General features: G+C 61.2%; 29 protein-coding genes. 14 read left to right on the forward strand and 15 right to left on the reverse strand.

Annotation, left to right across the window (positions count from 1 at the left end; translation table 11 throughout):
- Positions 1-99 precede the first annotated feature (99 nt).
- Positions 100-888: a ribose-5-phosphate isomerase RpiA gene (gene rpiA, locus EGN72_RS05180; RefSeq protein ID WP_127045585.1), complete on the reverse strand. Its 789-nt coding sequence runs from the start codon at positions 886-888 to the stop codon at positions 100-102.
- Between the two features lie 100 nt (positions 889-988).
- On the reverse strand, positions 989-1,522 hold the full coding sequence (locus EGN72_RS05185; protein ID WP_158623139.1) for a hypothetical protein: 534 nt from the start codon (positions 1,520-1,522) through the stop codon (positions 989-991).
- A 148-nt stretch (positions 1,523-1,670) separates the two neighbouring features.
- Between EGN72_RS05185 and EGN72_RS05190 the strand changes: the two genes are divergently transcribed.
- Both EGN72_RS05190 and EGN72_RS05195 read left to right on the forward strand, forming a co-directional pair.
- Entirely contained in the window at positions 1,671-2,360 is a 690-nt protein-coding gene (locus tag EGN72_RS05190; protein WP_127045587.1) for a glutathione S-transferase family protein, read from the forward strand.
- 10 nt (positions 2,361-2,370) lie between these two features.
- The gene (locus EGN72_RS05195) at positions 2,371-3,750 is read left to right on the forward strand and encodes an L-serine ammonia-lyase (protein ID WP_127045588.1); all 1,380 of its coding nucleotides are present in this window, start codon (positions 2,371-2,373) and stop codon (positions 3,748-3,750) included.
- Between the two features lie 7 nt (positions 3,751-3,757).
- On the opposite strand, the gene EGN72_RS05200 is transcribed toward EGN72_RS05195, so the two are convergent.
- A complete protein-coding gene (locus tag EGN72_RS05200; RefSeq protein WP_127045589.1) occupies positions 3,758-4,387 on the reverse strand; it encodes a hypothetical protein in 630 nt (209 codons plus the stop codon).
- 170 nt (positions 4,388-4,557) lie between these two features.
- Between EGN72_RS05200 and EGN72_RS05205 the strand changes: the two genes are divergently transcribed.
- On the forward strand, positions 4,558-5,502 hold the full coding sequence (locus EGN72_RS05205; RefSeq protein ID WP_233587037.1) for a DMT family transporter: 945 nt from the start codon (positions 4,558-4,560) through the stop codon (positions 5,500-5,502).
- On the opposite strand, the gene EGN72_RS05210 is transcribed toward EGN72_RS05205, so the two are convergent.
- Positions 5,471-6,154, reverse strand: coding sequence for a thiamine diphosphokinase (locus EGN72_RS05210; RefSeq protein WP_127045590.1), 684 nt, complete (start codon positions 6,152-6,154; stop codon positions 5,471-5,473). The two genes, EGN72_RS05205 and EGN72_RS05210, sit on opposite strands and share 32 nt — an antisense overlap.
- 141 nt (positions 6,155-6,295) lie before the next feature.
- Between EGN72_RS05210 and EGN72_RS19130 the strand changes: the two genes are divergently transcribed.
- The gene (locus EGN72_RS19130; RefSeq protein WP_158623140.1) at positions 6,296-8,881 is read left to right on the forward strand and encodes a hypothetical protein; all 2,586 of its coding nucleotides are present in this window, start codon (positions 6,296-6,298) and stop codon (positions 8,879-8,881) included.
- A 38-nt stretch (positions 8,882-8,919) separates the two neighbouring features.
- On the opposite strand, the gene EGN72_RS05220 is transcribed toward EGN72_RS19130, so the two are convergent.
- Both EGN72_RS05220 and EGN72_RS05225 read right to left on the reverse strand, forming a co-directional pair.
- Positions 8,920-9,180, reverse strand: a complete 261-nt coding sequence (locus EGN72_RS05220) for a DUF2842 domain-containing protein (protein WP_127045591.1) — start codon at positions 9,178-9,180, stop codon at positions 8,920-8,922.
- A gap of 100 nt (positions 9,181-9,280) precedes the next feature.
- Entirely contained in the window at positions 9,281-10,573 is a 1,293-nt protein-coding gene (locus EGN72_RS05225; protein ID WP_127045592.1) for an adenylosuccinate synthase, read from the reverse strand.
- An 88-nt stretch (positions 10,574-10,661) separates the two neighbouring features.
- Here EGN72_RS05225 and EGN72_RS05230 point away from each other — a divergent pair, with 88 nt between their 5' ends.
- From EGN72_RS05230 to EGN72_RS05240, 3 genes are all read left to right on the forward strand, one after another.
- On the forward strand, positions 10,662-10,943 hold the full coding sequence (locus EGN72_RS05230; protein WP_158623141.1) for a hypothetical protein: 282 nt from the start codon (positions 10,662-10,664) through the stop codon (positions 10,941-10,943).
- Between the two features lie 208 nt (positions 10,944-11,151).
- Positions 11,152-11,355, forward strand: coding sequence for a hypothetical protein (locus EGN72_RS05235; RefSeq protein WP_127045594.1), 204 nt, complete (start codon positions 11,152-11,154; stop codon positions 11,353-11,355).
- Between the two features lie 81 nt (positions 11,356-11,436).
- Positions 11,437-11,832, forward strand: coding sequence for a DUF6524 family protein (locus tag EGN72_RS05240; RefSeq protein WP_127045595.1), 396 nt, complete (start codon positions 11,437-11,439; stop codon positions 11,830-11,832).
- 100 nt (positions 11,833-11,932) lie between these two features.
- Here the strand turns inward: EGN72_RS05240 and EGN72_RS05245 are convergent, their stop codons facing one another.
- A complete protein-coding gene (locus tag EGN72_RS05245; RefSeq protein ID WP_127045596.1) occupies positions 11,933-12,601 on the reverse strand; it encodes a hypothetical protein in 669 nt (222 codons plus the stop codon).
- A gap of 252 nt (positions 12,602-12,853) precedes the next feature.
- Between EGN72_RS05245 and secG the strand changes: the two genes are divergently transcribed.
- From secG to EGN72_RS05260, 3 genes are all read left to right on the forward strand, one after another.
- The gene (gene secG, locus EGN72_RS05250; protein ID WP_127045597.1) at positions 12,854-13,300 is read left to right on the forward strand and encodes a preprotein translocase subunit SecG; all 447 of its coding nucleotides are present in this window, start codon (positions 12,854-12,856) and stop codon (positions 13,298-13,300) included.
- Positions 13,301-13,468: 168 nt separating this feature from the next.
- Positions 13,469-15,112 carry a CTP synthase gene (locus tag EGN72_RS05255; protein ID WP_127045598.1) on the forward strand — a complete coding sequence of 548 codons (1,644 nt, stop codon included), beginning with the start codon at positions 13,469-13,471 and terminating at the stop codon, positions 15,110-15,112.
- A gap of 69 nt (positions 15,113-15,181) precedes the next feature.
- The gene (locus EGN72_RS05260) at positions 15,182-16,219 is read left to right on the forward strand and encodes a methyltransferase domain-containing protein (protein WP_127045599.1); all 1,038 of its coding nucleotides are present in this window, start codon (positions 15,182-15,184) and stop codon (positions 16,217-16,219) included.
- A 43-nt stretch (positions 16,220-16,262) separates the two neighbouring features.
- On the opposite strand, the gene EGN72_RS05265 is transcribed toward EGN72_RS05260, so the two are convergent.
- Positions 16,263-16,544, reverse strand: coding sequence for a hypothetical protein (locus EGN72_RS05265; protein ID WP_127045600.1), 282 nt, complete (start codon positions 16,542-16,544; stop codon positions 16,263-16,265).
- 65 nt (positions 16,545-16,609) lie between these two features.
- Here EGN72_RS05265 and EGN72_RS05270 point away from each other — a divergent pair, with 65 nt between their 5' ends.
- Positions 16,610-17,104, forward strand: a complete 495-nt coding sequence (locus tag EGN72_RS05270; RefSeq protein ID WP_127045601.1) for a hypothetical protein — start codon at positions 16,610-16,612, stop codon at positions 17,102-17,104.
- Here the strand turns inward: EGN72_RS05270 and EGN72_RS05275 are convergent.
- Positions 16,999-18,204: an acyltransferase gene (locus EGN72_RS05275; protein WP_127045602.1), complete on the reverse strand. Its 1,206-nt coding sequence runs from the start codon at positions 18,202-18,204 to the stop codon at positions 16,999-17,001. The two genes, EGN72_RS05270 and EGN72_RS05275, sit on opposite strands and share 106 nt — an antisense overlap.
- Positions 18,205-18,367: 163 nt before the next feature.
- Here EGN72_RS05275 and rlmJ point away from each other — a divergent pair, with 163 nt between their 5' ends.
- Both rlmJ and EGN72_RS05285 read left to right on the forward strand, forming a co-directional pair.
- Positions 18,368-19,147, forward strand: a complete 780-nt coding sequence (rlmJ, locus tag EGN72_RS05280) for a 23S rRNA (adenine(2030)-N(6))-methyltransferase RlmJ (protein WP_127045603.1) — start codon at positions 18,368-18,370, stop codon at positions 19,145-19,147.
- A gap of 4 nt (positions 19,148-19,151) precedes the next feature.
- The gene (locus tag EGN72_RS05285) at positions 19,152-19,448 is read left to right on the forward strand and encodes a DUF1330 domain-containing protein (protein WP_127045604.1); all 297 of its coding nucleotides are present in this window, start codon (positions 19,152-19,154) and stop codon (positions 19,446-19,448) included.
- Positions 19,449-19,469: 21 nt separating this feature from the next.
- Here the strand turns inward: EGN72_RS05285 and EGN72_RS05290 are convergent, their stop codons facing one another.
- The 4 genes from EGN72_RS05290 to ppk2 all read right to left on the reverse strand — a co-directional run bounded on the left by EGN72_RS05290 (position 19,470) and on the right by ppk2 (position 23,552).
- Positions 19,470-20,825 carry an MATE family efflux transporter gene (locus EGN72_RS05290; RefSeq protein ID WP_127045605.1) on the reverse strand — a complete coding sequence of 452 codons (1,356 nt, stop codon included), beginning with the start codon at positions 20,823-20,825 and terminating at the stop codon, positions 19,470-19,472.
- Between the two features lie 48 nt (positions 20,826-20,873).
- Positions 20,874-21,824: a nickel/cobalt transporter gene (locus EGN72_RS05295; protein WP_127045606.1), complete on the reverse strand. Its 951-nt coding sequence runs from the start codon at positions 21,822-21,824 to the stop codon at positions 20,874-20,876.
- Complete coding sequence (locus EGN72_RS05300) at positions 21,809-22,471, reverse strand: DUF1007 family protein (RefSeq protein ID WP_127045607.1); 663 nt, start codon at positions 22,469-22,471, stop codon at positions 21,809-21,811. Before EGN72_RS05300 ends, EGN72_RS05295 begins: the two co-directional genes overlap by 16 nt.
- Positions 22,472-22,535: 64 nt before the next feature.
- A complete protein-coding gene (gene ppk2 / locus EGN72_RS05305; RefSeq protein WP_127045608.1) occupies positions 22,536-23,552 on the reverse strand; it encodes a polyphosphate kinase 2 in 1,017 nt (338 codons plus the stop codon).
- A gap of 189 nt (positions 23,553-23,741) precedes the next feature.
- Here ppk2 and EGN72_RS05310 point away from each other — a divergent pair, with 189 nt between their 5' ends.
- Complete coding sequence (locus EGN72_RS05310) at positions 23,742-24,401, forward strand: glutathione S-transferase family protein (protein ID WP_127045609.1); 660 nt, start codon at positions 23,742-23,744, stop codon at positions 24,399-24,401.
- A 139-nt stretch (positions 24,402-24,540) separates the two neighbouring features.
- Here the strand turns inward: EGN72_RS05310 and EGN72_RS05315 are convergent, their stop codons facing one another.
- Together EGN72_RS05315 and EGN72_RS05320 are read right to left on the reverse strand one after the other, a co-directional pair.
- Positions 24,541-25,461 (reverse strand): hypothetical protein, encoded by a 921-nt coding sequence (locus EGN72_RS05315; protein WP_127045610.1) that lies wholly within the window; start codon positions 25,459-25,461, stop codon positions 24,541-24,543.
- A 191-nt stretch (positions 25,462-25,652) separates the two neighbouring features.
- Positions 25,653-26,543, reverse strand: a complete 891-nt coding sequence (locus tag EGN72_RS05320) for an NAD(P)-dependent oxidoreductase (RefSeq protein ID WP_127045611.1) — start codon at positions 26,541-26,543, stop codon at positions 25,653-25,655.
- Positions 26,544-26,701 lie beyond the last annotated feature (158 nt).

Raw genomic sequence — 26,701 nt, forward strand, 5'->3', positions numbered from 1 at the left:
CATCAAAAGGCATCGGCGGGCTGTTGCGGCGCGCGGGACCCCTTGGCTGGCACAAGATGCCGGGCAGTGCAATGCACCCCTCCCGCGCGGCAGGGGCGATCAATCGCCCATATCGGCGAAAATATTGTCCGAGGGGACGAATTCGACGCGGTCATCTTCCACCTCGCCAGAGTTGATGTCGCGCACCACAACGCGGCCATCGCCATGGCCGATGACCACGATATCGCAGATATCAATGAACAACCCGTTTTCCACCACACCGGGAATCTGATTCAGCACCATCGCCAATTGCCGCGCATTGCCGATACGGCGCAGATGCATGTCGACGATGTAATTGCCTTCATCCGTCACCAAGGGCGCCGCGCCATTCATCCGCAAACTGCACTCGCGATTCAGCACATCCATCGACACCAACATCTCTTCCAGCAGCGCCTTGGTGGTTTGCCAGCCAAAGGGAATCACCTCCACCGGCAAGGGGAAAGCGCCAAGCTGCGCGACCTCCTTGGCGGCATCGGTGATCACGATCATTTGGTCGCTGGCGGTCGCCACGATCTTTTCTTGCAACAGCGCCGCGCCACCGCCCTTGATCAGGTTCAGGCTGGGGTCAAACTCATCCGCGCCATCAATCGTCAGGTCCAGCCAGCGCGCCTCATCCAGACTGGTGATCGGCACGCCAAGGCTGCGCGCCAGTTCCGCCGTGCGGCTGGAAGTGGGCACCCCCGTCACGCGCAAGCCATCCTCGCGGATGCGTTCGGCCAGACAGCGCACCATCCACGCGGCGGTTGACCCGGTGCCAAGACCCAGCTTCATGCCGTTTTCAACAAACTCAACCGCGCGCTTGGCCGCGACAAATTTCGCCTTGTCGATCGGGGAAAGCTCTGCCGCCATGTTCCGTCTCCGCTGACTGTTACAGCTTTCTTATAGCGGTGCCTGCCGCGCGGTGCGAGGGGGCAATTTCGGCAAATCCCCCGGCTGCGCCCCCCCAATGTCAGGTTCGGGGCGCGATCAGCGTGACCGCTTCGCGCAATTCCTGCATGGAAACGAAACCGTCGCTGTCAAAATCCAGTTCCATCACGCTGCGCAAGGTTGCCTCATCGGCGGCGGATCGGGCCGCGACTGCGCGCGACTGGCTATGCAGTTCCGCCCAAGTCACCGCACCATCCGCATCCTTATCCGCCGCACTATGCGCCTGCCACAAGCTGCCGCGCGCCGAGGCCCCCTGCGCCGACATCACAACAAACAGTTCTGCCTGCGTCACGGTTCCGTCATCATCCAGATCCGCCAGCATCAGGCGCCGCATCTCGCGCACCCTGACCTTGCTGCGTTCCACCGCCAGATAGTTTTCCACCCCTTGCGCAGACAATCCCTCGGCATTGCCATAGCCAAGGATCAGCCCGGCAATCACACTTTCAAAGCGGTCAGGCTTGGCCAGTATGCGGGCGCGCAGCCCCTCTGAGACATCCGCGCTTTGGGCAAAGCCCGCCAGCGGCCAGACCAAGGCAATAACAAGCAATCGCAGCATCAAACCCTCCGTGTTCGCGCTACGTTCCAACAGATTGATGAACATAGCCTTAACGCGCCCCTGCCGCGATTGCGTGGCAAATGTCGCTTTCCGGCCGCCGCGCCGCGTCAGCCTGCGCTATCCCCAACACAGCAAAAGGACCAAGCGCATGTATGATCTGCACTACGCCCCGGACAATGCCTCGCTGATACTGCGTCTGGTGATGGAGGAGGCAGGCCTGCCCTATCGCGCGGTTCTGGTGGATCGCCGCATCCGCCAACAAGACAGCGCCGCCTATCGCGCGCTGAACCCCAGCGGGCTGATCCCCACACTGGTCACGCCTGACGGGCCAATATCGGAAACCGCCGCCTGCCTTTTGTGGCTGGCCGAGGCGCATCCCGAGGCGGGGCTTGCCCCCGCGCCGGGCCATGCCCTGCGGCAACCCTTTCTGAAATGGTTGTTCTTTCTGTCCAATACCGCCCATGCCGATTTGCGGCAGTTGTTCTACCCCGACCAATATGTCCCGGCAGAGGCAACGCCCGGCCACACCGCCTTGCTGACCGCACGGATGATGCGGCATTTCGGCTTGCTGAACCAAGCCGCCAGTGACCACCCAACGCTGTTTGCGGCGCCTTGCGTGCTGTCCTACTATACCGCCACCCTGATGCGCTGGCCGATGCTTTACCCGAAAGCGGCGGCGCGCTGGTTCAACCTGCACCACTATCCCGCGTTGCAAGCCATGGCCGAGGCGTTGGAGCAACGCCCTGCCACCCGCGCCGCGATCACCGCCGAAGGGCTTGGCCCTGCCCCCTTCACCGCCCCGCAATACCCCTGCCCGCCCGAAGGCAGCGCGCTTTGAAAGGCTGCTCATGTTCCTCTCTGTCCTTGATATGTTCAAAGTCGGTATCGGCCCGTCCTCGTCGCATACGATGGGGCCGATGGTGGCCGCTGCGCAATTTCTGGAAACCCTGCGCCGCAGCCCGTTCCGCGCCCATGGATTGCGGGCGACCCTGCACGGCAGCCTTGCCTTTACCGGGGTGGGCCACGCCACCGACCGCGCCACCATTCTGGGCCTTGCGGGGTTTGAACCCCAAACCTATGACGCCGCCCGCGCCGAAACCACGCTGGACGCGATCAAGACCCATAAGGTCATCGACGCCCCCGGTCTTGGCCCACTCTCTTTCGACCCCGCAACCGATCTGGTCTTTGACTACGGCCCCAACCTGCCCGGCCATGCCAATGGCATGGTGATCCGCGCGACCGATGCCCAAGGCGATGTGATCCTGGCCGAAACCTATTATTCCATCGGTGGCGGCTTTGTGCTGACCGCCGCCGAACATGAGGCCGCCTCCACCACCAAGGCGGATGCGCGGTCAGACGTGCCGTTTCCGTTTCAGAACGGAGCCGAGATGCTGGACATGGCGAAAACCTCGGGCCTGACCATCGCCCAGATGAAGCGCCGCAATGAATTGCGGTTCCGCAGCGCCGAGGATCTGGACAAAGGCATCGCCCGCGTCTGGGAGGTGATGAATGATTGCATCAACCGCGGTATGGAAGGCACCGGCATCTTGCCCGGTGGCCTGAAGGTGCGCCGGCGGGCCAAGAACATCCATGACCAGTTGATGGCCGAACGCGGGCTGAACATGACCGCGCCGCATACGATCAACGACTGGATGAGCCTCTATGCCATGGCCGTGAATGAGGAAAACGCCGCAGGCGGCCAAGTCGTCACCGCCCCCACCAATGGCGCGGCAGGTGTGGTGCCTGCTGTCATCCGCTATTACCTTGACCATGTGCCGGGGGCCTCTGCGTCCAAAGTGGCGGATTTTCTGCTGACAGCGGCGGCAATTGGCGGCTTGTGCAAACATAACGCCAGCATTTCGGGCGCGGAATGTGGCTGTCAGGCAGAGGTGGGGTCTGCCGCCGCCATGGCCGCAGCCGGGCTTTGCGCGGTGATGGGCGGTTCGCCCGAACAGGTGGAAAACGCCGCCGAGATCGCGCTGGAACATCACCTCGGCATGACCTGCGATCCGGTCAAGGGCCTCGTGCAGGTGCCCTGCATCGAGCGCAACGGGCTTGGCGCGATCAAGGCGGTTTCTGCGGCCAGCCTGTCCCTGCGCGGCGATGGCGTGCATCTGGTCAGCCTTGATGCCTGCATCGAAACCATGCGCCAGACAGGTCAGGACATGCATGAGAAATACAAGGAAACCTCGCTTGGCGGCCTTGCTGTCAACGTGCCGAATTGCTGAACGCGGCCTAGCAAACCCCGCCGCGCCGCAGATAGCCGGTTTTAGACACCGCCGCATAAAGCGCGAATTCCTCGGCGTTCTGTTCCTCAAACTGTGTGGCAACAGCGTCGCTGAGCGAATAATCCAGCGGCTTGGTTTTCGGGGTCACATTGCGGGCCGGCAATGTCAGCACATCGCCCGTCCGCTCCGACAAGAACGCCTCCAGCAGCTCCAGCCGGTTGTAGTCGAACAGATGATCCACCCGCGCCTCGCGCCCGTTCCAGCCGACGAAACGATCCTGCCGCCCGACATTGGCGAACGTGGGCGGTGGGTCTTCCAGATAGGCCATCATGAAATCGGCAAAGCGCATGCCCTTGGTGCTGACAGGCAGATGCGCCACCTTTTCGCGCATCCGATACCGATACCAGCTTTTCATCCGGCTCAGCGGCTCGCGAACCACGGCCAGCGTTTCCAGCCCGCCGCCAAAGGCTTGGGCCAAAGCGGGCGCATGTTTCAGCATGTAACCGGTATGGCCGACATGCCGCGCCGCCTCATCTGATGCGGGCAGGGTATAAGGTTCCAACATGGCCCGCAGCGCCATCGACCCGGTTTTCGGAGTCTCCAGCACGACCAGACGCTGTATGCCCAGGATCAGCACGTCATTTTTCCCTTTGCAACCTTCCCCTTACAAAGCCGAATAGACTCGCCAAGGCAAGCCCTTGGACGGCGCAGACAGGGTGACACAGCCGCGCGCCCCTGCCGTTTTCGGCCCAAAACCCGGTCAAATCAGGCAGGACGGGCGCGCCCCTGCCCGCTAGGTCTGGGCCTATGACAACCGCACTGACCCCCACCGCCAGCCCTGACCGCATCCTGATGGGTGTGTTTCTGATGCTCATGTTCTGCGCGCTGGCCCCTTTGCTGGATGTCTCGGCCAAGCTGGCCACGGCCACGCTGCCCATCGGGCAAATCGTCACCGCGCGATTTGTGGTGCAGGCGGCGCTGATGCTGCCGGTGGCACTGTTCATGCGGCTGCGCTGGCGGGTTGATACGCGTATGGCGCTGCTGATCACCGCGCGCGCAGTGCTGCTAATGCTGTCCACCTATTGCTTTGTTGCGGCTTTGGCGGTGATGCCGATTGCCGATGCCCTTGCCATCGTCTTTGTGGAACCCTTCATCATCCTGATCCTTGGCTGGCTGCTCTTTGGGGATGAGGTCGGCCCCCGCCGCATCATCGCCTCGGCCATCGGGTTTTGTGGCGCGCTGCTGGTCATTCAACCGGCGCTGACCACCTTTGGCTGGGTGGCGCTGTTTCCCTTGGGCACGGCCTTTACCTTTGCCGCCTATATGCTGATCACCCGCTTCATGGCCCGCGCGCTGCATCCCGTGACAATGCAACTGCACACCGCCATCGCGGGCGGCGTGATCTGCTTGCCGCTGATGTGGCTGTTTGACGGGTCCGGCATCAAGGAACTGGATGCGATCTGGCCCAAGGGGCTGGAATGGCTCTGGCTGTTTGGCGTGGGCTTCTGGGCCGCGTGCAGCCATATGTGCATGACCTATGCGCTGAAATTCGCGCCTTCCGCCACATTGGCCCCGCTGCATTACCTTGAACTGATCTCGGCGGTGGTGCTGGGCTATGTCATCTTCAGCGATTTCCCCAATCTGATGACATGGGCCGGCATTGCGGTGATCTCCGGCTCTGGCCTCTATGTGATCTGGCGAGAGCAGGTGAACGCCCGCGTCACAGTGCGCCCCCCCAGCCCGGAATACTAGCCAAGCGCGCCGCCAAGGCCTGCACCAGCCGCGCGCGGGGCACGATCACCAGCATCCCCGGCGCGTCCATCTCCAGCCGCACCGGCCCTGTCACCCGGTTCGATGTGCCGCCCCGGACACCGGGCGCAAAGGCCAAGCCGTCGATCGGCCATTCCAACCCCGCGCTGCGCCCTGTCACCGGGGCCATCGGGAACAGGCTGAACCGATCACCGACCTGCAAATCCATCTCCAGCACTGGTGGGGCCACGAAAATCACATCCTCCCGTCCAACCAGCAAACACGGCACATCAGCGCGGCGCACCAGAACCGACAGCGTGGCAAGCTCATGGTCCACCCGCCCGCCAAGGCAGCCAAGCCCCAGCACGAAAGGCGCGGCGATATTGCGCAAGGCCTTGTCGAAATCGGTGCTTTCCTGCTCGGGTATATGGTGAAAACGCGGGCCCAGCCGCGCCTTGGCCGCGTCCGAAATGGAATCCATATCCCCGATCGCGGCCACAGGGTCAGCCCCCAGCGCAAAAGCCCTGTCCGCCCCGCCATCCGCCGCCACCAGCACCGGCGCCAGCGCCAGCGCCCGGCGCAGATCACGCTTGGCCACCGGCCCCCCGGCCAGCAGTGTCACCCCCGCAGAGGATTCAACAATTCCTTGATTCATCGTGTTACTGTATCCAGATTAAGGCAGAATTCAGCCGGGTGGACACAAACAATCCTTCAAATTACCCCTATCTGTCCACGGAATTGAACATCCCTTGCGGTCATGTAAGGCATCAGTTTGGTAACAAAGGGCGAGCATCCAATGGTCGGGGCGAGCAAAATTCTTACGGTTTCTTACGGCACTTTCTCCTGCACTCTGGAGGGGTTTGACGAACCTTTCAACACGATGAAGGCGATTGCCGAGTATTTCCGCGATCTGGCGGCAGATGACCGCTATTTCGGGGCAGAACCGCCGACGCCAGATGCCGCCATGCTGCACCAGATCGCTGAACGCGAGATGAAGCGCCGGGTCGAAGCAAAAGTGCAGGACAATGGCGTGATCTTGCGCGCCACCGAATCGCAAGGGGCCGCAGCGCTGGCTGCCCCAACCGCCGATACGCCGCCCACGCCCGCCGAAAAAGCCACCACACCCGTGGCGAAACCGGCAGCCAAGCCGGCAGCAGCACGGGCGAAACCCGATGCGATGTTCGAAGACCAACACGCAACCAGCGCCAAACCTGCCGCTGATGCCGCCGAAGCTGCGATCTCGGAAAGCGTCGCGGCGAAATTGTCGCGCATTCGCAACGCCATGGCCGAAACCCGCGCCTCCGGCGAAACCACTCGCCCCCCCGTCAGCCTCGCCGCCGCCCTCGCCGCCGCCGAAGCCGAGGAAGCTGCAAAGGCCGAAGCCGAAGCCCAGGCGGCCGAGGAAGAAGCGAAGGCACAGGCCGAAGCCGCAGCCAAGGCCGAAGCCCAAGCGAAGGCCGCCAAAAAGGCAGAGGCAGAGGCAGAGGCCAAAGCAAAAGCGGAAGAAGAAGCGAAAGCGCAGGCCAAAGCGAAAGCAGAAGCTGAAGCCGCCGAAAAGGCCGAAGCCGAAGCGAAAGCAGAGGCAGAAGCGAAAGCCAAAGCGGAGGCGGAAGCCGCAGCCAAAGCCGAAGCAAAGGCGGCAGCCGAAGCGGAGGCCGCCAAGCAGGCAAAAGCGGCAGAGGTTGCCAAGGCAAAGGCCGAAGCCGAAGCGCAAGCCAAAGCAAAGGCAGAGGCAGAGGCAGAGGCAGAGGCAGAGGCCGCCGAAAAAGCGGCTGCGCAAGCGGATAGCGCGTCGGATGATGCGCTGATCGCCTCTCTGGCCGGGGCCTTCGACGATGAAGACCGCGCCGAAGATGGTCGTTTCGACGACGAACCTCTGGCCGAAACCCCACCTCTGTCCTTCACTGATGTCGATGGCGATGATACGCTCATGGCCTCTCTCGCCGCCGCTTTGGCAGAACCGGCCCCCGCCCCCGCCAAGGCAGAAGCCAAAGCAGCCACCCCAATCCAACCCGATGCGGCGCTGACCGAAGACGATGCCGAAGCCATGACCGCCGAAGAAGGCGCGGCAGAGCTAGCGGCGCTGGACGGGGCCAGCCAAGCAGTGATCGCAGCCGAGGGCGATGCCAAAGACCCAGCAACAGCTGTGCCTTTGTCTTTTGCCGATGATTTTGCCTCCGAAGACGGGGTGCTGGACATCCCCGCCGAGGCAAACCCGCTGCCAAGCTACGCCGCCGCACCCACGCCACAGGCTGAAACCAAAGCCGGTGCAATGGACAACGCCGACGCCACGCCCGCCGCGCCGGAAACCGCCGCAGAACCCACCGCCACAGAACCCAATGACAAATTGCAGCGCGCCCGTGCCCGCGTCATCAAGATCCGCCGCGCTCCACTGGCAGAAAGCGCGCCCACAGCACCGCAATCCTCCGATGCCGGGGCCTTGTCGCCCGAGGCAGAGGCCGATTTGCTGCGTGAATTGGGCGAAGCCGACGAAGCGGCCCCAGAAGCGGCCTCAGCGGCAAAGGCCGCAGAGGCGCAAAGCAAACCCGCCGATGCCGCAGGCGTTGCCGTGGTCAAGCCGGTGCGCCCGCAGCGCCCCGATCGCAGCATCACCCCCAAACGCCCGGTCAGCGCAGAGGAAGAAGATGCCTCGGTCAAGCGCTTGATGGCGCAGACGGATACCGAGTTTCAAGGCACCGAAAACCGCCGCCGCCTGTCGGCCATCGCCCATCTGAAAGCCGCCGTTGCGGCCACCGTGGCCGACCGCAAGGCGGGGGGCGACAAGGGACCAAGCGAAGAAACCCGCATGAACCCCTATCGCAATGATCTGGAACGCGCCGTCCGCCCGCGCACCGCCGCCGAGGCCCCGGCCCCGAAAGGCGACCGCCCCGCCCCGCTGATGCTGGTCTCGGAACAGCGGATTGATACCCCCCGCGTCAAGCCAAGCCCGGCGCAGACCCATATCACCCCGGTGCGTCCGCGCCGCGTTCAGGGCGGCAATCTGGCCCTGACCCAAGAAGACCCCGACGATCACGACCTCGATGCCGCAAACGATGGCTCTGACGCCAAAAACATCTTTGGCGCGGCCCTCAGCTTTGCCGAATATGCCGAGAAACTGGGCGCGGAAACACTGTCAGACCTGCTGGAAGCCGCCGCCGCCTATGCCACCCATGTCGAGGGCCAAGAAGATGTGTCGCGCCCCAAGATGGTGGAACATGTGATGTCGGTTCAGCCCGACCTGCTGGAGGACCGCGAAGATATGCTGCGCAGCTTTGGCACCTTGCTGCGCGAAGGCCGCCTGGAAAAAGTGCGCCGGGGGTTCTTTACTCTCAGCGACAGCTCACCCATCCAAGGCGAGGCCCGCAAAGCCGCCGAAGGCTAAGCAACAGCCGCACGATCAAAAAACCGAAAGGCCGAGGATCATCCCTCGGCCTTTTCCTTTGGCGCATCCGGGTCGGCATCCGGGGCTGCATCCGGGTCAGGCTTGCCCACCCCCAGAAACACGAATTTGAAGGGCAACATCCACAGAAAGCCAAGGAAAACATAAACAATGAATTCCAGCCAGAAGGGGGGGCGATCAAACAGCGACACCACAAAAAGCGCCGCCGCGATATACAGCGGCAAACCCACCAGCAGCACCACCAATGACCAACGCCGCCGCGCCTTGTAAGACAGTTTCATCGCTCGCCTTTCCCGCCGCTCTTCGGCCCCTTGCGGTGCCTCATCGCAAATCGCCCGCGATGCGGCCCGCAAGGGCCAAAGAGCAGCACCGTTTCAACACTCAATCCGCAAAGGGATCCGTGACCAGAATGGTATCGTCCCGCTCTGGGCTTGTCGAAAGTAGGGCGACCGGGCATTGAATCAACTCTTCGATCCGCCGCACATATTTGATCGCCGCCCCCGGCAAGTCGGCCCAGGACCGCGCGCCGGCGGTATCCTCGGTCCAGCCTTCCATTTCCTCATAGATCGGGGTGCAGCGCGCTTGCTGATCGGCAGCGGTGGGTAGGTAATCCAGCCGCTTGCCATCCAATTCATAGCCCACGCAAATCTTGATCGTGGAAAAGCCATCCATCACATCCAGCTTGGTCAGGGCAATCCCCGTCACGCCAGAGGTGGCGCAGGTCTGCCGCACCAGAACCGCATCGAACCAACCACAACGGCGCTTGCGCCCGGTCACGGTGCCAAACTCATGCCCGCGCTGGCCAAGCCGTTCGCCATCCGCATCCTTCAATTCTGCCGGGAACGGGCCTTCGCCGACGCGGGTGGTATAGGCCTTCACGATGCCCAAAACGAAATCAATCGCCCCCGGCCCAAGGCCCGTGCCCGTGGCCGCCTGCCCTGCAATCACGTTGGACGAGGTCACAAACGGATAGGTGCCAAAATCAATGTCCAACAGCGCGCCTTGCGCCCCTTCGAACAAAATGCGCTTGCCCGCGCGCCGCGCCTCATTCAGCACTTTCCACACGGGTTGCGCATAGGGCAGCACCTGCGGCGCAATCTCGCGCAATTGCGCCAGCAGCGCCGCGCGGTCAATCGGCTCCAGTCCCAAGCCCCGGCGCAACGCATCGTGATGGGTCAGCAAACGGTCGACGCGCAGCTCCAGCGTCGCCTCATCGGCCAGATCGGCCACGCGGATCGCACGGCGGCCGACCTTGTCTTCATAGGCCGGGCCAATGCCGCGCCCGGTCGTGCCGATCTTCGCCACGCTGGTCTGACCTTCGCGCGCGCGGTCCAATTCACCATGCACCGGCAGAATCAATGGCGCGTTTTCCGCGATCATCAGGTTCTCGGTGGTGATCTCCACCCCCTGCCCGCGCAGCTTTTCGATCTCGGTGATCAAATGCCACGGGTCCAGCACCACGCCGTTGCCAATGACCGACAGCTTGCCCCCGCGCACGATCCCGCTTGGCAGCAAGGACAGCTTGTAAACCTTACCATCAATGACCAGCGTATGGCCCGCATTATGCCCGCCCTGAAACCGCGCGATCACATCGGCGCGTTCCGACAGCCAGTCTACGATCTTGCCTTTTCCCTCATCGCCCCACTGGGCGCCGACGACAACGACATTGGCCATATTGATCCCTTTTCAGCTGGAAAACCCGCGGCGGGTATAACCGCCTGCGCGTCTGGGCGAAACACCTTTCTGTCATTCGACGAAATCCTTGCCAGACGGGAAAAAATGCGTTTATCGTGACAGTATTCAATACAATATTTTCAGTATCGGAGGGTTAGTCATGCCTACAATTGGTGGCGCCATTGGCAAATGGCTCAGCAACGTTTCCAAGAACGAAACAGATACCAAAAAGATGTTGGACGAAGTCAAGAAAGAGATGGGCGAGGATAAGAAGATCGGTGAGCTTGCCAAAGCCCTTGAAAAGATAAGCAAAGATCAGGCCAAGCTTGCGGGTGAACTTCAAAAAGCACTCGAAAAGAACAAGAAATAGCGAACCGGTCGGCACGGCTGCGGCGTCGGCTGCGCCATGTCGAGGCGTTCGAATGTCTTGGGCTGCCCGACATGGATCAAAGCAGCGCCGCCATGCGGAACAGGTAAAATCATTTCTTTAGCCGCGAGCAACGCGGCAGGCGGTGCCCGCGCTGCGAAAAGCCTTAAAATTCATTTAACCTTCAATTTTCACCCGAAAGGAGACGCCAATGGCCGACGATAAAGACAAAGAAATCAAGAAGAAGATGGACGAGATGAAGAAGCTGAACGATCAGCAGGAAAAGCTCGCCAAGGATCTGATGAAGCTGGCCAAGGATAATGATGACATCGCCCAGAAGATGAAAACCATGTCCGATATGATGAACAGACAACACAAGGCGGCGATGGAGGTGATCAAGAACATAAAGGGCTAAGCACGCCCCCCAAAACGCCGGGCTTGCCCTGCGCCGCAGGGCGTGGCACCTCTGGGGCCTTGGTTTGCCAATGGGAAAGCTATGGGTATTTTACTGCGCTGGTTCGGGGCCTTTGCGTTATTGTCGGCCAGCTACAACCCGACAAACTGGAATTTCTACCGCTGGGCAGAGGTGAATTACAGCGCGCAACTGCCGCTGACTGTGCTGCTCGGCCTGATTCTGGCGGTTTGCTACATCATCTATATCGGGGCCACGCTGCGCTCGCTCGGGGCCTTTGGCATGGTGCTGGTGGCGGCGGTTTTCGCGGCGCTGATCTGGGTGCTGGTGGATTGGCAAATCCTGACCACGGGCAACAGCGCGCTCAACATCTGGCTCGGTATCCTCGCCCTGTCGCTGGTGCTGGGCATCGGCCTGTCGTGGAGCATTCTGTGGCAGCGCCTCTCCGGTCAAGCCACGGTGGATGAGGTGGACGAATAGCGCTGCATCACGCGCGGCGCGCGGCACCCGGTGCCTTCCCCATCCAATGCGCCCCATTCGCCGCATCAAAGCACAGCCCATTCAAGGTCATATGGCCCGGCTAATAGGCTTTGATCAATTCGACCAGCAAAGACGGATTCCCCTTCGGCAAAGCTGCAAAGGCGGCAGCGGCATCGTGCAACTGCGGGGCGGCGGCGGCCAGATCGGCCTTGGTGCGGGCAATCAGTGCCGCATACTCGGCCAGCGTGGTTTGGCCGGGCTGCGGGGTGGTCAACAAGCTTCGGCTTATTGCAAAAGCACTGAAAAACCCTTTGAAATACAGCGCCTCTACCAAAATACTGTCCAGCACCCCCGGCACGGCTTGCATCCGCGCCGCGCGCTGCTTGTCCGGGGCTGCGGTCAGAACCGTGTTCACCGCCATCACCCGGCCAAAGAACTGGCTCAGGTGCAGCTGCGCCTTCGGGTCCATGGTTTTCAGATCCTCGGTATAATAGTAGCTGCGGTAAGAGGTGCTGCCATCGGTATTGGCCAGCTTGAATAAACGCTCGATCCCTTGGCAATAGATCGGCGCGTGCCCCCCGCCCCCCCACGGCTGCAACGCACCCTGCTGCAACAGCTCGGCCACGCGCTTTGCATCCCCTGCGATGCGCTGGATCACTGTCAGGATATGCTGAATATGCGCAGGCTGGGCGCGAAAGATCGCATCCTGTTCCGCCTCTGGCATCCCCAAAGGCGCGGCAAGGCCCGCCGCATCAGGGGTGGCAGCCATCGCAGCGGGTTTCTTTCCAAACAGTTTTTTCAGCAACATCGCCAACCTCTCAACGCCTGTTGCCCCCCGAATGCCGGGAAAACGGGACAGAACTGTGACGAAAGCGGTGCGGATTTGCGGTGCTTGCGCGCAATCGGGCCACCAATGGCACAAGTTTGATCGCGCCCGCGCCCTGCACCGCGCCGAAGGGCTTGCCCCCGGCCAAACTTGCGCCTAAGTAGACGCGTCACCCAAACGGAAGCCAAAAGCCCTATGGAAAACGTCATTCTTACCGTCCACCTGATCCTTGCACTGTGCCTGATCGGCGTTGTGCTGCTGCAACGCTCTGAAGGGGGCGGTTTGGGCATGGGTGGTGGCGGCGGTGGCGGTGCCATGTCGGGCCGCGCGGCAGCAACCGCGCTGACCAAGCTGACCTGGGTGTTTGCCGTGGCCTTCATCATCACCTCGATCAGCCTGACGCTGATTGCGGCCCAGAACGCCAGCGGCGCCTCTGTGGTGGATCAATTCGGCGGCTCCACCCCTGATCCGGTGGCCCCGACCGCGCCGCTTGGCACCGACCTGCTGCCCCCTGCCCCGGCAGATGCGCCTTTGGCCCCGCCGCGCGCGGATGACGCCGCACCGGTGGTGCCCGCAGTTCCCGCGGCACCCGAAGCCCCGGCAGTGCCCGCAGCACCCGCCGCCCCGGCAGCCGGCAACTGATCCAACCAAATCAGCAGCCCCCAAACCTTGGGGGCTTCAAACTTTCACACTCAGCATCTAGCGGTCCGGTTGCGGAGCGCTGTGTTTTCGGTTAAGTCTCGTCTCCCGTGATGGTGCGATTCTGAGACACCGAATCGCATGTTTGTTTTTCTCACGGGGGTCCACCACATGGCACGTTATATCTTCATCACCGGTGGTGTTGTTTCCTCGCTTGGCAAAGGCCTTGCATCGGCGGCCTTGGGGGCCTTGCTGCAAGCGCGCGGCTATTCCGTCCGCCTGCGCAAGCTGGACCCCTATCTGAACGTCGACCCCGGCACCATGTCGCCCTTTGAACATGGCGAGGTGTTCGTCACCGATGACGGCGCCGAAACCGACCTTGACCTTGGCCATTACGAACGCTTCACCGGCGTCCCCGCCCGCAAGACCGACAGCATCTCCTCGGGTCGCATCTATTCCAACGTGCTGGAAAAGGAACGCCGGGGCGATTACCTTGGCAAGACCATTCAGGTCGTCCCGCATGTCACCAATGAAATCAAGGACTACCTGCGCATCGGCGAGGATGAGGTTGATTTCATGCTCTGTGAAATCGGCGGCACCGTGGGCGATATCGAAGGCTTGCCCTTCTTTGAAGCGATCCGCCAGTTCATCCACGAACGCCCGCGCGGCGAATGTATCCTGCTGCACCTGACATTGCTGCCCTATCTGGCCGCCAGCGGCGAGTTGAAAACCAAACCGACGCAACACTCGGTCAAGGAATTGCAATCCATCGGCCTTGCGCCGGATGTGCTGCTGCTGCGCTCTGAACATCCGATCCCGGAAAAGGAACGCGAGAAAATCGCGCTGTTCTGCAACGTGCGCAAGCAGGCCGTCATCGCCGCCTATGATCTGAAAACCATCTATGAGGCCCCGCTCGCCTATCACCGCGAAGGGCTGGACCAAGCGGTGCTGGACGCGTTCGGCATCTCGCCTGCCCCGCGCCCCAATCTGGCCCGCTGGGAAGATGTGATGGACCGTATGGTCAATGCCGAAGGCGAGGTGCGCGTGGCCATCGTCGGCAAATACACCCAGCTTGAAGACGCCTATAAATCCATCGCCGAGGCGCTGACCCATGGCGGCATGGCCAACCGCACCCGCGTGCGCGTCGAATGGGTCGATGCCGAGCTGTTCGAACGCGAAGACCCCGCGCCGCATCTGCAACGCTTCCACGCCATCCTTGTTCCGGGTGGCTTTGGCGAGCGTGGCACCGAAGGCAAGATCAAGGCCGTGGAATTCGCCCGCACCCGCAAAGTGCCCTATCTGGGCATCTGCCTTGGTATGCAAATGGCCGTGATCGAATCCGCCCGCAATCTGGCCGGCGTCACCGATGCAGGCTCCGAAGAATTCGACCACGAGGCCGGTGCAAAACGCTTTACCCCTGTGATCTATCACCTCAAGGAATGGGTGCAGGGCAACCATGTCGTCGCCCGCAAGGTGACGGATGACAAAGGCGGCTCCATGCGCCTTGGCGCCTATTCCGCCCATCTGACGCCGGGCTCCAAAGTGGCCGAGGTTTACGGTGCCACCGACATCGAAGAACGCCACCGCCACCGCTATGAGGTCGATATGACCTATCGCGACAAGCTGGAAAAATGCGGGCTGATCTTCTCTGGCATCTCTCCCGATGGCAAACTGCCCGAGATTGTCGAGGTCAAAGACCACCCGTGGTTCATCGGCGTGCAATTCCACCCCGAATTGAAATCCAAACCGTTTGAGCCGCACCCCCTGTTCGCCGATTTCGTGCGCGCAGCGGTTGAGGCGTCGCGCTTGGTATGAGTGTTTGAATATCGTCGGAGCGTGACGAAAAGCAGAGTAATTAGCGCCTATTTTGAGAGGATGAAATAAGTGTCGAAACTGCCGAAACGCCTGCAAATCTTACTTTCTCATATTGACCAAACCCAACTCGGCATTGAAGTCGCCCCCTATTTCAATCCCGCTCTGCCCAAAGCATCCAGCAAGAATATCCTAATTCTGGATGTATTCGATACCGAGACGCTGCGCGAAAACGCGCGAAAAGACCCACTTATTGCAGAACATCGCATCAGCGAAATTGAGCCCGTAGACCTTGTCGGTGACGCTGGCAATATTGCGGCCATGGTTGCAGAAAAAGGGCTGACAGGTCAGATCGGCTTTATTGTTTCTTCGCATAACTTTGAACATCTTTCCAACCCCATTCGGTTTTTGCAGGGGTGTTATACGTCTTTGAAACCCGGCGGCGTCCTTAGCATGGCCGTGCCCGATGCGCGCGCCTGTTTTGATATTTTCCGCATGCCCACCCGGTTGATCGACTGGATTGCCGCGTATCACAGTGAACGGGTGCAACCCAGCGCCGAAACGATTTTCGATGTGGAGACCAACAGCGCGCAATACGTTTTTGACGGCGAAACCCAACCCGGTGTTGCACTAGGCTCTGCTAATCCAGATTTTTTCCACCCCCACGGCAGCCTTCGCGGCGCATATGCCAACTATAAAGAAAACCTTGCCAGCACCAAAGACTACCAAGACGCGCATTGCAACGTGATGATCCCTGAAACCCTGAGGCTGATGTTGCAAGATGCAAGGCATTTGGGCCTGATCGACTTTGAAATTATTGAAATATCAGAAACGCGCGGCCTCGAGTTTTTCGTTCATTTGCGCAAACCCCTCGAAGCTGCAAAACCACAAGACGAGGCCAGCTACCTCGCTGAACGCGCAACCTTGATGCGCAGGATAAACTACAGGCTTGGCGCCTTCGGCTATGTTCGGGCTCCTGCGCTATCACGACTAAGAATGAGCGCTAGATTTTTGAAAAGCGGCCTAAAATCGCTTGTCGGCCTCAGTTTTTACAACAAGGTCCGCGAGGCAAATCGTGCGCGCAAAATCCGAAACAGAAAGTCAAATTAATCTATAGCGCGCTGGAAATGGGGGCGGGTCCGGCCCTGCCCCCTCACCGCGCCCAAAGCCGCCGCCAGCGCATCATGGGTCGCTCGACCAGCCAGGCCACGGCCGCCGCATAACTCACCGATATCGCAGCCGCCGCCACCATCATCTGCCATGACCCCAGCGCGATGATCACACCGAAATGGCACAGATAAATGGTAAAGGACCAGACCCCGGTCTGCCGCAGCCATCCTGCGTTCAGCGCGCGGAATGGCCACTCCCCGGCCCCCGCGACGCAGTGCTTTCGCCTAAATTTGCGGGTAAATACAGCAACCTGACCCCAACGCATTACCTGTTTGTTCAGCCTCCCCCACTATCCGTGGGCGCATGATAACCGCATGAACAGGAGCCTTCATGATTTCCCCCCTCAGTAACAGCACCAGCGCCGCAATGCGGCCACAAGCGCAGGCGCTGACCTCCGATCAAAGCAGCAAACTGGCCGAACTGCTCGCCAATTATGACGCCAAGAACGTCACCGAAGCCGATGCAAAGGCCATTGCAGCACAGGTCAAGGATCTGGGCATTCAACCCGGCAAGGCCATGGCCGAGGCGATGAATACGCAGGGTTTTGACGCCAAAGCCATAGGCGACATGGCCCGCCCCGAACAGGCAGGCGGCAAGAACGGCGGCAAGGGCGGGCCGGAAGGCTCACGCCCGCCGCCACCGCCACAGGCCGAAGGTATCAGCGCCAAGGGCACAGTGGATGATGCAGCCGTATCCCTTCTGGCAGAGGTGCTTGACAGCTATGCCGATACAGAGATGACCGAAGACACCTGGGCCGAGGCGATGGCCAAACTCTCGGAACAAGGCGTCGATCTGACCAAATCCATGGTGGACCTGCGGCTTTGATGCGGCCCGTCACAGCCGTAGGGTGGGCAATTTGCCCACCTGCCCCCTCGCCGCGCCCAAAGCCGCCGCCAGCGCATCATGGGCCGCTCGACCAGCCAGGCCACCGCCGCCGCATAAATCACCGATATCGCAGCCGCCGCCACCACCATCTGCCATGACCCTACAGCAACCCCATGCGCCTCCAATGCGATGATCACACCGAAATGGCACAGGTAAATGGTAAAGGACCAGACCCCGATCTGCCGCAGCCATCCTGCGTTCAGCGCGCGGAATGGCCACTCCCCGGCCCGCGTCACCGCATAGTAAAACAGCGGCATCAGCGCCGCGCCTTGCAGCGAATAGCGCAGGGTAGACCGGAACAACGCATCGCGCAGCGCAAAGCTGACAAGGATCACCAACGCGGCCCCCAGCAACAGCGCAAACCGCCCGCGCCCTTGCGGAAACCAACGCGCCGCCACCCCCCGCGCCTCGGCCAAAGCCAGCAGGCAGCCATAGAGCAACCCATCCATCCGCGTGTCCGAGGACAGGTAAATCGCCAGCTCGTCATGGCCCAGAACCGAAAACCGCACCCAGCGCCAGACAAGGCTTATCCCCAGCAGCAGCCCCAGAAACCGCAAACCGACCCAGCCGCGCGCGATCCCCAGAAACAGCGCGGGCCAAAGCAGGTAGAAATGTTCCTCCACCGACAGCGACCACAGGATCTCGGTCCCGAAAATCTCATGCCGGTCGCCGTATTGGGCAAAGTAATTGTAATAGAAAAATACCTGACTGCTCAGCGTGCGCCATTCCACCTCCCCCTGAAACAACCCGGCCCAAACCAGCACCGCCCCTACCGCCAGCGTCACCAGAATGGGCGGCCCCAGCCGCAGCAGCCGCCGCATGTAGAACGCAGGCAGATCAACCCCGCCCGTGCGCATGAATTCGCGGTGCAGCAAGTGCGTGATCAGATAGCCTGACAGAAAGAAAAACACCGTCACGCCAAAGCCGCCGGGAATGGCCGCGCTGATACCGGCATGGGCGGCAAAAACGATCAGGATCGCCACGGCGCGTATCCCGTCCAGCGAAGGGATGTGCCCGGAGGGGGCCAGTTGCATACTCATCACTCAGGCCCTTTGACCGCACCCAAACCCAAGCGCGACACAGCATGTTTCCTGCCCCAAAGCAAGCGCACCATGACAGCCGCGCCGGGCCGTGCCGCGAAATTTCGCAGGGTCAGGCCGCTCTGGCGCTTCCCTGCGCGAACGTCGCCTGATAGCAAGGGCCATGCTGAGCTATCAACACCACTACCACGCCGGAAACCCGGCAGATGTTCACAAGCACGCGCTGCTGGCGTGGATGCTGGATTACCTGGTCCAAAAGGACAAACCGCTGACCTATATCGAAACCCATTCGGGCCGCGGCCTTTATGATCTGGGCGATGAGGCAGCGCTGAAAACCGGCGAGGCGGCGCGCGGTGTGTCCTTGCTGGAGGCGGGTCTGGCAGAGGCGCACCCCTATCGCCAGCGCCTGAATGAAGTGCGGTTCAAATACGGGCCGATGGCCTATCCCGGCTCTCCCCTCATCGCGGCGATGACGCTGCGCGAGGAAGATACGCTTCACCTTGCCGAACTCCACCCCGGCGAACACGCGATCCTGACCGAGCATCTGACCCAATGGGATGCGCATATTCACCGCCAGGACGGGTTCAAACTGGCGCAAGCGATCTGCCCGCCCACGCCCCGGCGCGGGCTGCTGCTGGTCGACCCCAGCTATGAGGTGAAAGCCGAATATGACAGCATCCCCGGTGACTTTGCCAAAATCGCGCGCAAGTGGAATGTGGGTGTGCTGGTGCTGTGGTATCCGCTGCTGACCTCGGGCAGCCATGGCGGGATGCTGTCGCAATTATCGGCGCATTTCCCCGATGCCCTGCGCCATGAGGTCCGCTTCCCCCCGGTGCGTGACGGGCATCGCATGATCGGGTCGGGGATGTTCATCGTCAACCCGCCCTATGGCATCGCAGAGGAATGTGCGCGCCTGACAGCCCTGTTTAACGCGAAAGGATAAGCCCATGGTCAAAGGATATTGGGTCGCCCATGTCGATATCTCCGACCCTGTGGCCTACGAGGCTTACAAGGCCGCCAATGCCACCCCTTTCGCCAAATATGGTGCGCGGTTTCTGGTGCGCGGCGCGCCGCAAACGCAGGTCGAAGGCCAGTGCCGCGCGCGCACGGTGGTGATCGAATTTCCAAGCCTGCAAGCAGCGACAGACTGTTATCACAGCCCCGAATACCAAGCCGCCAAAGCGCTGCGCGATCCTGTGTCCATCGGGGATTGCCTGATTATCGAAGGCTATGAAGGCGGCTGACCGCGCCCCCATCCTGCGGGCCTAGGCCGCTTTCGGTGCCCGTGCCCAGAACCGCCACATCAACAGGCCCGCCGCCACGCTCAGCCCTACGGTCAGGCCCAGCCATAGCCCCGCGCCGCCAAGGCCCAGCGGAAAGGCCAGCACATAGCTTGCGGGTATCCCGATCACCCAATAGCTGAACACCGCCAGCCACATCGGCACCCGCGTATCCTGCATCCCGCGCAAGAACCCCAGCGCCATCACCTGCGTCGCATCCACCATCTGAAACAATGCCGACAGCGCCAGCAGAATCGTCCCGAAGGCGATGATCTCGGCGCTTTGCGGGTTGGCCTTGTCCAGAAACAACGCCACGATCTGCGCGGGCAGCGCCAGAAACAGCACCACCATTGCCACACCAAACAGCAGCGACATCGCCAGCGCCACCTTGGCCCCATCGCGCAACCCCTGCGCATCACCGCGCCCCATCGCGCGGCCCACCCGCACCGTGGCCGCATTCGACAGGCCCAGATGCACCATGAAGGCCAGCGCCGTCACCTCCAGCGCGATACCATGCGCGGCCAGTTCCATCGTCCCGATCCAGCCCATCATCAGGGCCGAGGCCTGAAACAGCCCGCCTTCCATCAGCCCCGTCAACCCGATGGGCCATCCCAGCTTGAACACTTGGTCCATGGCCTGCCAATCGGGCCGCCAAAAGCGTTGAAACAGGTTGAACCGCCGCAAATCCGGTTGCCAATGCGCATAAAACCCCAAGGCGACAAAAGTCACCGCCTGCGTCAGCACCGAGGCAATCGCCGCCCCCCGCACGCCCAGTTCCGGCGCGCCCCAATTGCCAAAGATCAGCGCGTAATTCATACCCGCATTCAGCACCACCGCCGCCACCGTGACCCAGAGCACCACTTGGGTTTTCTCCAGCGCGGCCAGATAGCTTTTCAACGCCATCACCAGCAGCGCGGGGATCATCCCAAGCCCTGCAATCCGCAAATAGGCCTGCGCCAGCGCCGACACATCGGCCTGCTGCCCCAAAGCCAGCAAAATCGCCTCTGATTGCCAGAACACCGGATAGCACAGCAGGCCAAAACCAATCGACAGCCACAGCCCCATGCGGGTATCGCGGCGCACCTGCACCTCATCGCCGCGCCCCAGCGCCTGCGCCACCATCGGCATCACCGCTTGGCCAAAGCCAGACCCCAGAATGAACACGATGAAAAACGCCGAGGCCCCCAGCACCACCGAGGCCAGTTCCAGCACCCCATACCAGCCCAGCATGACCGTATCGGTCACATGCAGCAGCATCTGCGCCAAATGGCTGCCGACCAGCGGCAGACCAAGCGTCAGCACAGCCTTGGCATGACCAAGTTTTGAAAGGGGGGGCGTCATCATACCCCAGCCATACGCCCGCAGATGCGCTGCCGCAAGGGTCAGGGTTTACAGCGCGGCGCGCAGCATGATCAGCGACAGCGCGGCAACAGTCAGCCCGGCCCCCAACTCGATCAACGGGGCCGCGCGCGAAAGCCGCCCCCCCGCCAGTGCTAGCAACGCCCCCTCGCGTGCCCAGACCGACAGAAAGTCCACCGCCACCGTGATCGTCGCCGTGCCAAAACCCATGGCATAGGCCCCGGCAATCCCCACCGCATCCAGCCCCATGCGCCAGCAAATGATCAGCAAGAACAAGGCCCCCGTGCAGGGCCGCACCGCAATCCCCGCCACCAGAAGCACCGTATCGCGCCACCCCGTCAGCGCAGCAACCTCTGACGGGCTGGGGCCATGGGCATGGCCGCAGCCGCAAGCCTCCTCTGCCCCATGGTGGTGATGGTGGTCATGGTCATGATCGTGGTGATGGTGGTGGTCATGCGCATGGTCATCATGGCCGCCATGCCCCCCCTGCGCCCGCCGCAAGGCGCGCAAGCCCCGCCACGCCAGCCACAAACCAATCGCCGCAATCGCGGCATAGCTGATCGGGGCAAAGATATCCTCGGTCAGCCCCACCATGGCCTCGCGCGTCAGCCCCAGCACGAATACCCCGGCATAGACCAACAGCACCGCCGTCGTCGCCTGCGCAAGGCTGGACAGCACGGCCACCCCCATCAAAGGCAGCATCCGCACCCGCTGCGCCATACCATAGCCACCAATCAACACCTTGCCATGCCCCGGCCCCGCCGCATGGAAAAACCCGTAAGCAAAGCACAGGCCCAACAACGCAGCCAAGGCCCCCGGCTCTGCCGCCCGCAAGGCGCGCAAGGCACGGGCCAAGGCGTTCTGCGCCTCGCGCTGGCTGGCCGCGGCCCAAGCGGTGAAACCATCCATCCCGCCCGTAGCCCAGAACAGCCCAAGGCCAAGGCCCAGAACCGCGCCCAAAAGGATCACCGTGCGGGGCATGTCACACGCACCTCATCGGCATAATTCGCGCCGACCGCCGGGAATTCCATCTCGATATTCTCATCGGCCTGATACTCCGACAACGCGTCTTGCAGCTTGCGGTCCGCCTCATCCAGATTGGGCTCAAACACCTGCGCCGCACAGCCTTCGGGCGCGTTGGTCAGGGCGGTTTCGGCATTCACCGAATAGGCGGTGTAATACCCGGAGTCGTAAACCTGTATCACCAACCCTTCCGGCCCCGGCGCAACAGGCGCGGCCAGTTGGCGCAGATGCGTGGTAGTGATCAAGCCGTCCTTATACACGGCTGTCGGCGCCTCCGGGCGGCCCATGGCGACGGGTTCGCCTTGGAACAAGACATACAGATCACCGTCATAATCGGCATCCCATCCCATATCGAACCCGACCAGCTTGGCCTGTTCCTCCTCGGTCAGAACGCCGTCAAAATCCGGGTCCAGCCCGCGATCCTCGATCGAGATCAACGAGTAAAAATCATCATAGGCCCATGAAATCCGCAGCGCCGTCACCCGGCCCTCGGCGTCAAAGATCGTCTCGACCCCGGTATCAATGAAAATATGCGGATGTGCCTGCGCGCCGGCCCCCGCCAGCACAAAGCCCGTCACAGCCGCCATCAGCCAAGGATATCGCACCAAAAGCCCCCTTTCGCCACCTTGCCCGCAGTCTGTCACAAGGTGGCGGCGGATGCCATGCGCGCTATGCGTCCGTTGCGACTTCGGTGGCAGGTTCTTGCGCAGACACGTCGGTTTTCGGCAGTGTTTTCGCGGGTTTCGCAACCTTGGCCTTTCGGATCACTGGCGGCACCGCTGCCTCCATCAGCCCTTCGGCCCCATGGATCACCTGCCCCGCCTTGCCAATGATCAGCGGATCCATCTCTCCGATCGCCGCCAGGTCCTTGCCCGGATACTCAAGGCTCAGCAGGAAATGCCGCATGCAATTCAGCCGCGCGCGCTTCTTGTCGTTGGATTTCACCACCGTCCACGGCGCGTCGGCCGTATCGGTGTAAAAGAACATCGCCTCTTTCGCCTCGGTATAATCCGCCCATTTGTCGAGGCTGGCCTTGTCGATGGGCGACAGCTTCCAGCGCTTCAACGGATCTGTCTCGCGGCTTTGAAACCGCGCGCGCTGTTCTTCCTGCGTGACCGAGAACCAGTATTTGTAAAGCTGGATGCCGGACCGCACCAGCATCTGTTCCAACTGCGGGGCCTGGCGCATGAATTCCAGATATTCGGCCGCGGTGCAAAAGCCCATCACCCGCTCGACCCCCGCGCGGTTATACCACGACCGGTCAAAGAACACGATCTCGCCACTGGTCGGCAAATGCTCCAGATAGCGCTGGAAAAACCACTGGCCCTTTTCCTTTTCGCCGGGCTTGGTCAGCGCCACCACACGGGCATAGCGCGGGTTCAGATGCTCCATGAAGCGTTTGATCGTGCCGCCCTTGCCGGCCGCATCCCGGCCTTCCATCAGGATCACGAATTTCTGCCCGGTTTCCTGCGCCCAAAGCTGCACCTTCAGCAATTCTGCCTGAAGCCGCGCCTTTTCCGCCTCATAGACCTTGCGCGACAGTTTGCGCCCGTAAGGATAGGTGCCTTGCTCAAAGCTTTGCCGCACCTTTTCGGGGTCCACCTTTGCGGGCGGCACGGCGGCAGGTTTGGCTTGCGGGCGCTTGGCTTGCGGGGTCATGTCGGTGGTGGGGGACGGTGCGGCCATGGGCTCTCCTTGGATGGGTTGGGTCCGGTGCAAACCCCGACCATCCGGCACGGCCCGGATGGGTGAGGCATCACACATAGCTTACCCCAAGCAACGCAGCCGCGCTTTGACACCGATCAAACATCCCCCCTTGCGCGGCCCCAACCTTTGGCTAAGCTCAGCCCTTTCCGCCATTGAAAGGCCGTCTCCATGCTCACGATCTACGGTGTCCTGCGCTCTCGCGCCACGCGGCCCCTCTGGCTTCTGGCCGAGGCGGGCACAGCCTTCACCCATATCCCGGTGATCCAAAGCTATCGGCTGGCCAATCCAGCGGCGGCAGATGCGCCGCTCAATACCCTGTCGCCCGAGTTTCTGGCCATCAGCCCGCAATCGGCGGTGCCTGTGATGGTGGATGGCGATCTGGTGCTGACGGAATCCTTGGCGATCACGCTATACCTTGCCCGCCAATACGGCGGCGATCTGGCCCCCCGCGACGCGGCAGAGCTGGCGCAGGCCGAACAATGGGCGCTGTTTGGCGGCATTTCCATCGACCTGCCCGGCATTGATATCATCTACACCTATGCCGATGGTCTGGCCGACACCCCCGACGGCGCCGCCAAAATCGCCGCGGCGGTGGACCGCCTCTCCCGCCCCCTCGCCCGGCTGGAGGCGCACCTGGGCCAGCACGACCACCTGATCGGCAACCGCTTTACCGTGGCCGATATCATGGTCGCCGAATGCCTGCGCTATTCCCAAGCCCACAAACCCTTGCACACAGCCTACCCCAACACCTTCGCATGGCTCACCCGCTGCCAATCCCGCCCGGCCTTTGTGGACATGATGACCCGGCGGAATGCAGAACCGGTTTGAGGGTGACAGGTTCTTTATGGCGAGTATGGGGGACTTTGCTGCCGCTGGAGAACGCTAAACTTATGGCTGCTATCGTGCGGCTAAATGAGAACTTTTCCCCAGAGAAAGAAACGATTGATCTTTAGGTGAGTGGACAAAATTAGCCACCACGCACCAGAGCAATCAGACGACGAAACTCGGCATCTTCGGTGTCCCGTTTCCAAAAGTTAATAAAGCGAGCCACCACTTGCAAATTTCCCAATTCGTAATGAGCGTTGCTATCAATCCGGTCCAGAGAAGGGCGTAACTGATTGTCAGAACCTTCGAAGTCCAACAAAAGACCCGTAATCGCGCAGCGATCATCAGCTTCGTCCAGTAGGTCGTTCAGGTGCTCGATCAAAGTTTCCTTCGACAACCTGAGGTCTTTGTTCTTCACGGTTCGCTCGATAATCTGACCGTAAGATTGCTTCGCGGTATTCTCGGCCTGACTAGCCATCTCCCAGACGGCCTTGAATTTCGCGTCCTTGATTTGGCCGTTACTCTGGCGCTCCAATTTGCTCTGCCACCAAAGCGCATCTAGTGTCCAAAGGTCAACTTTCAGATATTTGGACAGTTCGAGTAGCACTGAATTGATAATCTTATATTTCTCACCCTCTGTCGCTCCGCGCGGGAAGGTGGGCCAATAGCCGCGTCCACGCAGCTCAGCCTCGCTGGTGCCATTCCAAATGCCGTAGCGATCAGGATACGCAAGAAGCAACATGGGCGAGAGGGTTCCCACACCCACCCCGCGCAGCATCGACAAAGCTGTGTCGAACCTTCGAGGTAACGGCTCTGTCTCGTCAACAAGAACGGCGATCGCTTCTCGAAGCTTGTTCATGTCATTTGCCGCGGGACGGCCAAGGCGTTCCAATCCGGTCCAATGATTGTTATGGTGAAAGCTTAGGAAATCGAGGTAATCCTGTTGCTTTAAGTTTTCGGGAGCGCGGAAAAGCGGTCCGAAACGCGCTATTACTTTGTCACGTCTCTCGACGATATTGTGGATGTCTGGCACGCCGAGTGCTTTTTGAACATCAAACGACACGATTCTACCTTAAACTTCTTGGGCCATTGAAATTCTCCCAGTAGGTATCCCAGTAGATAGCCGGACTCAAACTGCAAAATGCGACCGATCTTCAAACCCTTGAAAAGCAGACCTTGGTGCGCACCGCAGCATCAAGCACCTTGGCCTCCAGACCGACCTCGATGCCCAATCAACTCCATCCCGCGCCCCCCCTACCCCGTCACATAATCCTGCCACCGATGCGCCTCACGAAACCCCAAAACCTCGCGGATTTTCGCGTTTGAAAACAGCGCCTCACGCGGGGACAGTTCGCGCGTCACCGGCACGCCGGGAAAGAACCGCGCCAGCAACTCGGCATTGTCCAGGTTCATCCCGTTCTCATCATTGCCCGCGTTGAACACCTGATAGCCCAACCCATCGACTTTCAGGCAACGGTCCACAATCTGCCCCAGATCGCGCGCGTCGATATAACAAAAGAAATTCCGCCGCCGCAGCACAGGATCGGCAAAATAGCGCGGAAAATCCTGCGCATATTCATGCGGCTCCACCACATTGCCAATCCGCAGCGCATAAATATCCGCCCCCGACCGCTTGGCAAAGGCCCGCGCCGTAGCCTCATTCACCACCTTCGACAACCCGTAACTATCCATCGGGCTGACATCATAGCCCTCATCCAACGGCAAATAATTAGGGTCCGCCACACCATCGGCAAAACAAATGCCATAAGTCGTCTCGGAACTCGCAATCACCACCTTGGCAATGCCCAGCTTCACCGCCGCCTCGATCACATTATAGGTGCCGATGGTATTGACCCGAAACGTCTCATTGTCCGGCGCAATCAAAATCCGGGGGATCGCCGCAAAATGCACCACCGCATCGAAACGCGGCACCCCTGTACCCGGCTCCAACTCATCAAACCCCGCGTAAGCGGTCATGGCATTGAACATCTGCCCGCTATCCGTGATATCCGCGATCAGATTATCGACCCCCGGCACATCCAGCGGCACCAGATCCACATTCAGCACCCGATGCCCCTGCGCCAGCAAATAGGGGATCACATGCCGCCCCGCCTTGCCGCTGCCACCCGTAAACAAAATCCGCATCCCAACCCTCCTTCAAGTCGCCCGAACCCTAAACCATCGCCCCGCAGCACCTCAACCCGGCTCATCTTGGCAAAAATACCTGCAAGGGGGTGAATTTGCCGTAAGGCAAAGAGGGGGGCGCGCGCGGCCCCCTGCCCGCCTGTCCGCCCGCGCCGCGC

Source organism: Pseudorhodobacter sp. E13, assembly GCF_003991405.1.
Lineage (GTDB): Bacteria > Pseudomonadota > Alphaproteobacteria > Rhodobacterales > Rhodobacteraceae > Pseudorhodobacter.

What these genes read in the sequence shown, in the direction of transcription:
- EGN72_RS05295 (WP_127045606.1), bottom strand. Translation starts at nt 21,824, where the DNA reads ATGCCCCGCACGGTGATCCTTTTGGGCGCGGTTCTGGGCCTTGGCCTT.
- EGN72_RS05270 (WP_127045601.1), top strand. Translation starts at nt 16,610, where the DNA reads ATGATTTCCCCCCTCAGTAACAGCACCAGCGCCGCAATGCGGCCACAA.
- EGN72_RS05310 (WP_127045609.1), top strand. Translation starts at nt 23,742, where the DNA reads ATGCTCACGATCTACGGTGTCCTGCGCTCTCGCGCCACGCGGCCCCTC.
- EGN72_RS05255 (WP_127045598.1), top strand. Translation starts at nt 13,469, where the DNA reads ATGGCACGTTATATCTTCATCACCGGTGGTGTTGTTTCCTCGCTTGGC.
- secG (WP_127045597.1), top strand. Translation starts at nt 12,854, where the DNA reads ATGGAAAACGTCATTCTTACCGTCCACCTGATCCTTGCACTGTGCCTG.
- EGN72_RS19130 (WP_158623140.1), top strand. Translation starts at nt 6,296, where the DNA reads ATGGTCGGGGCGAGCAAAATTCTTACGGTTTCTTACGGCACTTTCTCC.
- EGN72_RS05265 (WP_127045600.1), bottom strand. Translation starts at nt 16,544, where the DNA reads ATGCGTTGGGGTCAGGTTGCTGTATTTACCCGCAAATTTAGGCGAAAG.
- EGN72_RS05240 (WP_127045595.1), top strand. Translation starts at nt 11,437, where the DNA reads ATGGGTATTTTACTGCGCTGGTTCGGGGCCTTTGCGTTATTGTCGGCC.
- rlmJ (WP_127045603.1), top strand. Translation starts at nt 18,368, where the DNA reads ATGCTGAGCTATCAACACCACTACCACGCCGGAAACCCGGCAGATGTT.
- EGN72_RS05190 (WP_127045587.1), top strand. Translation starts at nt 1,671, where the DNA reads ATGTATGATCTGCACTACGCCCCGGACAATGCCTCGCTGATACTGCGT.
- EGN72_RS05320 (WP_127045611.1), bottom strand. Translation starts at nt 26,543, where the DNA reads ATGCGGATTTTGTTTACGGGTGGCAGCGGCAAGGCGGGGCGGCATGTG.
- EGN72_RS05235 (WP_127045594.1), top strand. Translation starts at nt 11,152, where the DNA reads ATGGCCGACGATAAAGACAAAGAAATCAAGAAGAAGATGGACGAGATG.
- EGN72_RS05220 (WP_127045591.1), bottom strand. Translation starts at nt 9,180, where the DNA reads ATGAAACTGTCTTACAAGGCGCGGCGGCGTTGGTCATTGGTGGTGCTG.
- EGN72_RS05185 (WP_158623139.1), bottom strand. Translation starts at nt 1,522, where the DNA reads ATGCTGCGATTGCTTGTTATTGCCTTGGTCTGGCCGCTGGCGGGCTTT.
- EGN72_RS05195 (WP_127045588.1), top strand. Translation starts at nt 2,371, where the DNA reads ATGTTCCTCTCTGTCCTTGATATGTTCAAAGTCGGTATCGGCCCGTCC.
- EGN72_RS05210 (WP_127045590.1), bottom strand. Translation starts at nt 6,154, where the DNA reads ATGAATCAAGGAATTGTTGAATCCTCTGCGGGGGTGACACTGCTGGCC.
- EGN72_RS05245 (WP_127045596.1), bottom strand. Translation starts at nt 12,601, where the DNA reads ATGGCTGCCACCCCTGATGCGGCGGGCCTTGCCGCGCCTTTGGGGATG.
- EGN72_RS05225 (WP_127045592.1), bottom strand. Translation starts at nt 10,573, where the DNA reads ATGGCCAATGTCGTTGTCGTCGGCGCCCAGTGGGGCGATGAGGGAAAA.
- ppk2 (WP_127045608.1), bottom strand. Translation starts at nt 23,552, where the DNA reads ATGGCCGCACCGTCCCCCACCACCGACATGACCCCGCAAGCCAAGCGC.
- rpiA (WP_127045585.1), bottom strand. Translation starts at nt 888, where the DNA reads ATGGCGGCAGAGCTTTCCCCGATCGACAAGGCGAAATTTGTCGCGGCC.
- EGN72_RS05285 (WP_127045604.1), top strand. Translation starts at nt 19,152, where the DNA reads ATGGTCAAAGGATATTGGGTCGCCCATGTCGATATCTCCGACCCTGTG.
- EGN72_RS05275 (WP_127045602.1), bottom strand. Translation starts at nt 18,204, where the DNA reads ATGAGTATGCAACTGGCCCCCTCCGGGCACATCCCTTCGCTGGACGGG.
- EGN72_RS05290 (WP_127045605.1), bottom strand. Translation starts at nt 20,825, where the DNA reads ATGACGCCCCCCCTTTCAAAACTTGGTCATGCCAAGGCTGTGCTGACG.
- EGN72_RS05205 (WP_233587037.1), top strand. Translation starts at nt 4,558, where the DNA reads ATGACAACCGCACTGACCCCCACCGCCAGCCCTGACCGCATCCTGATG.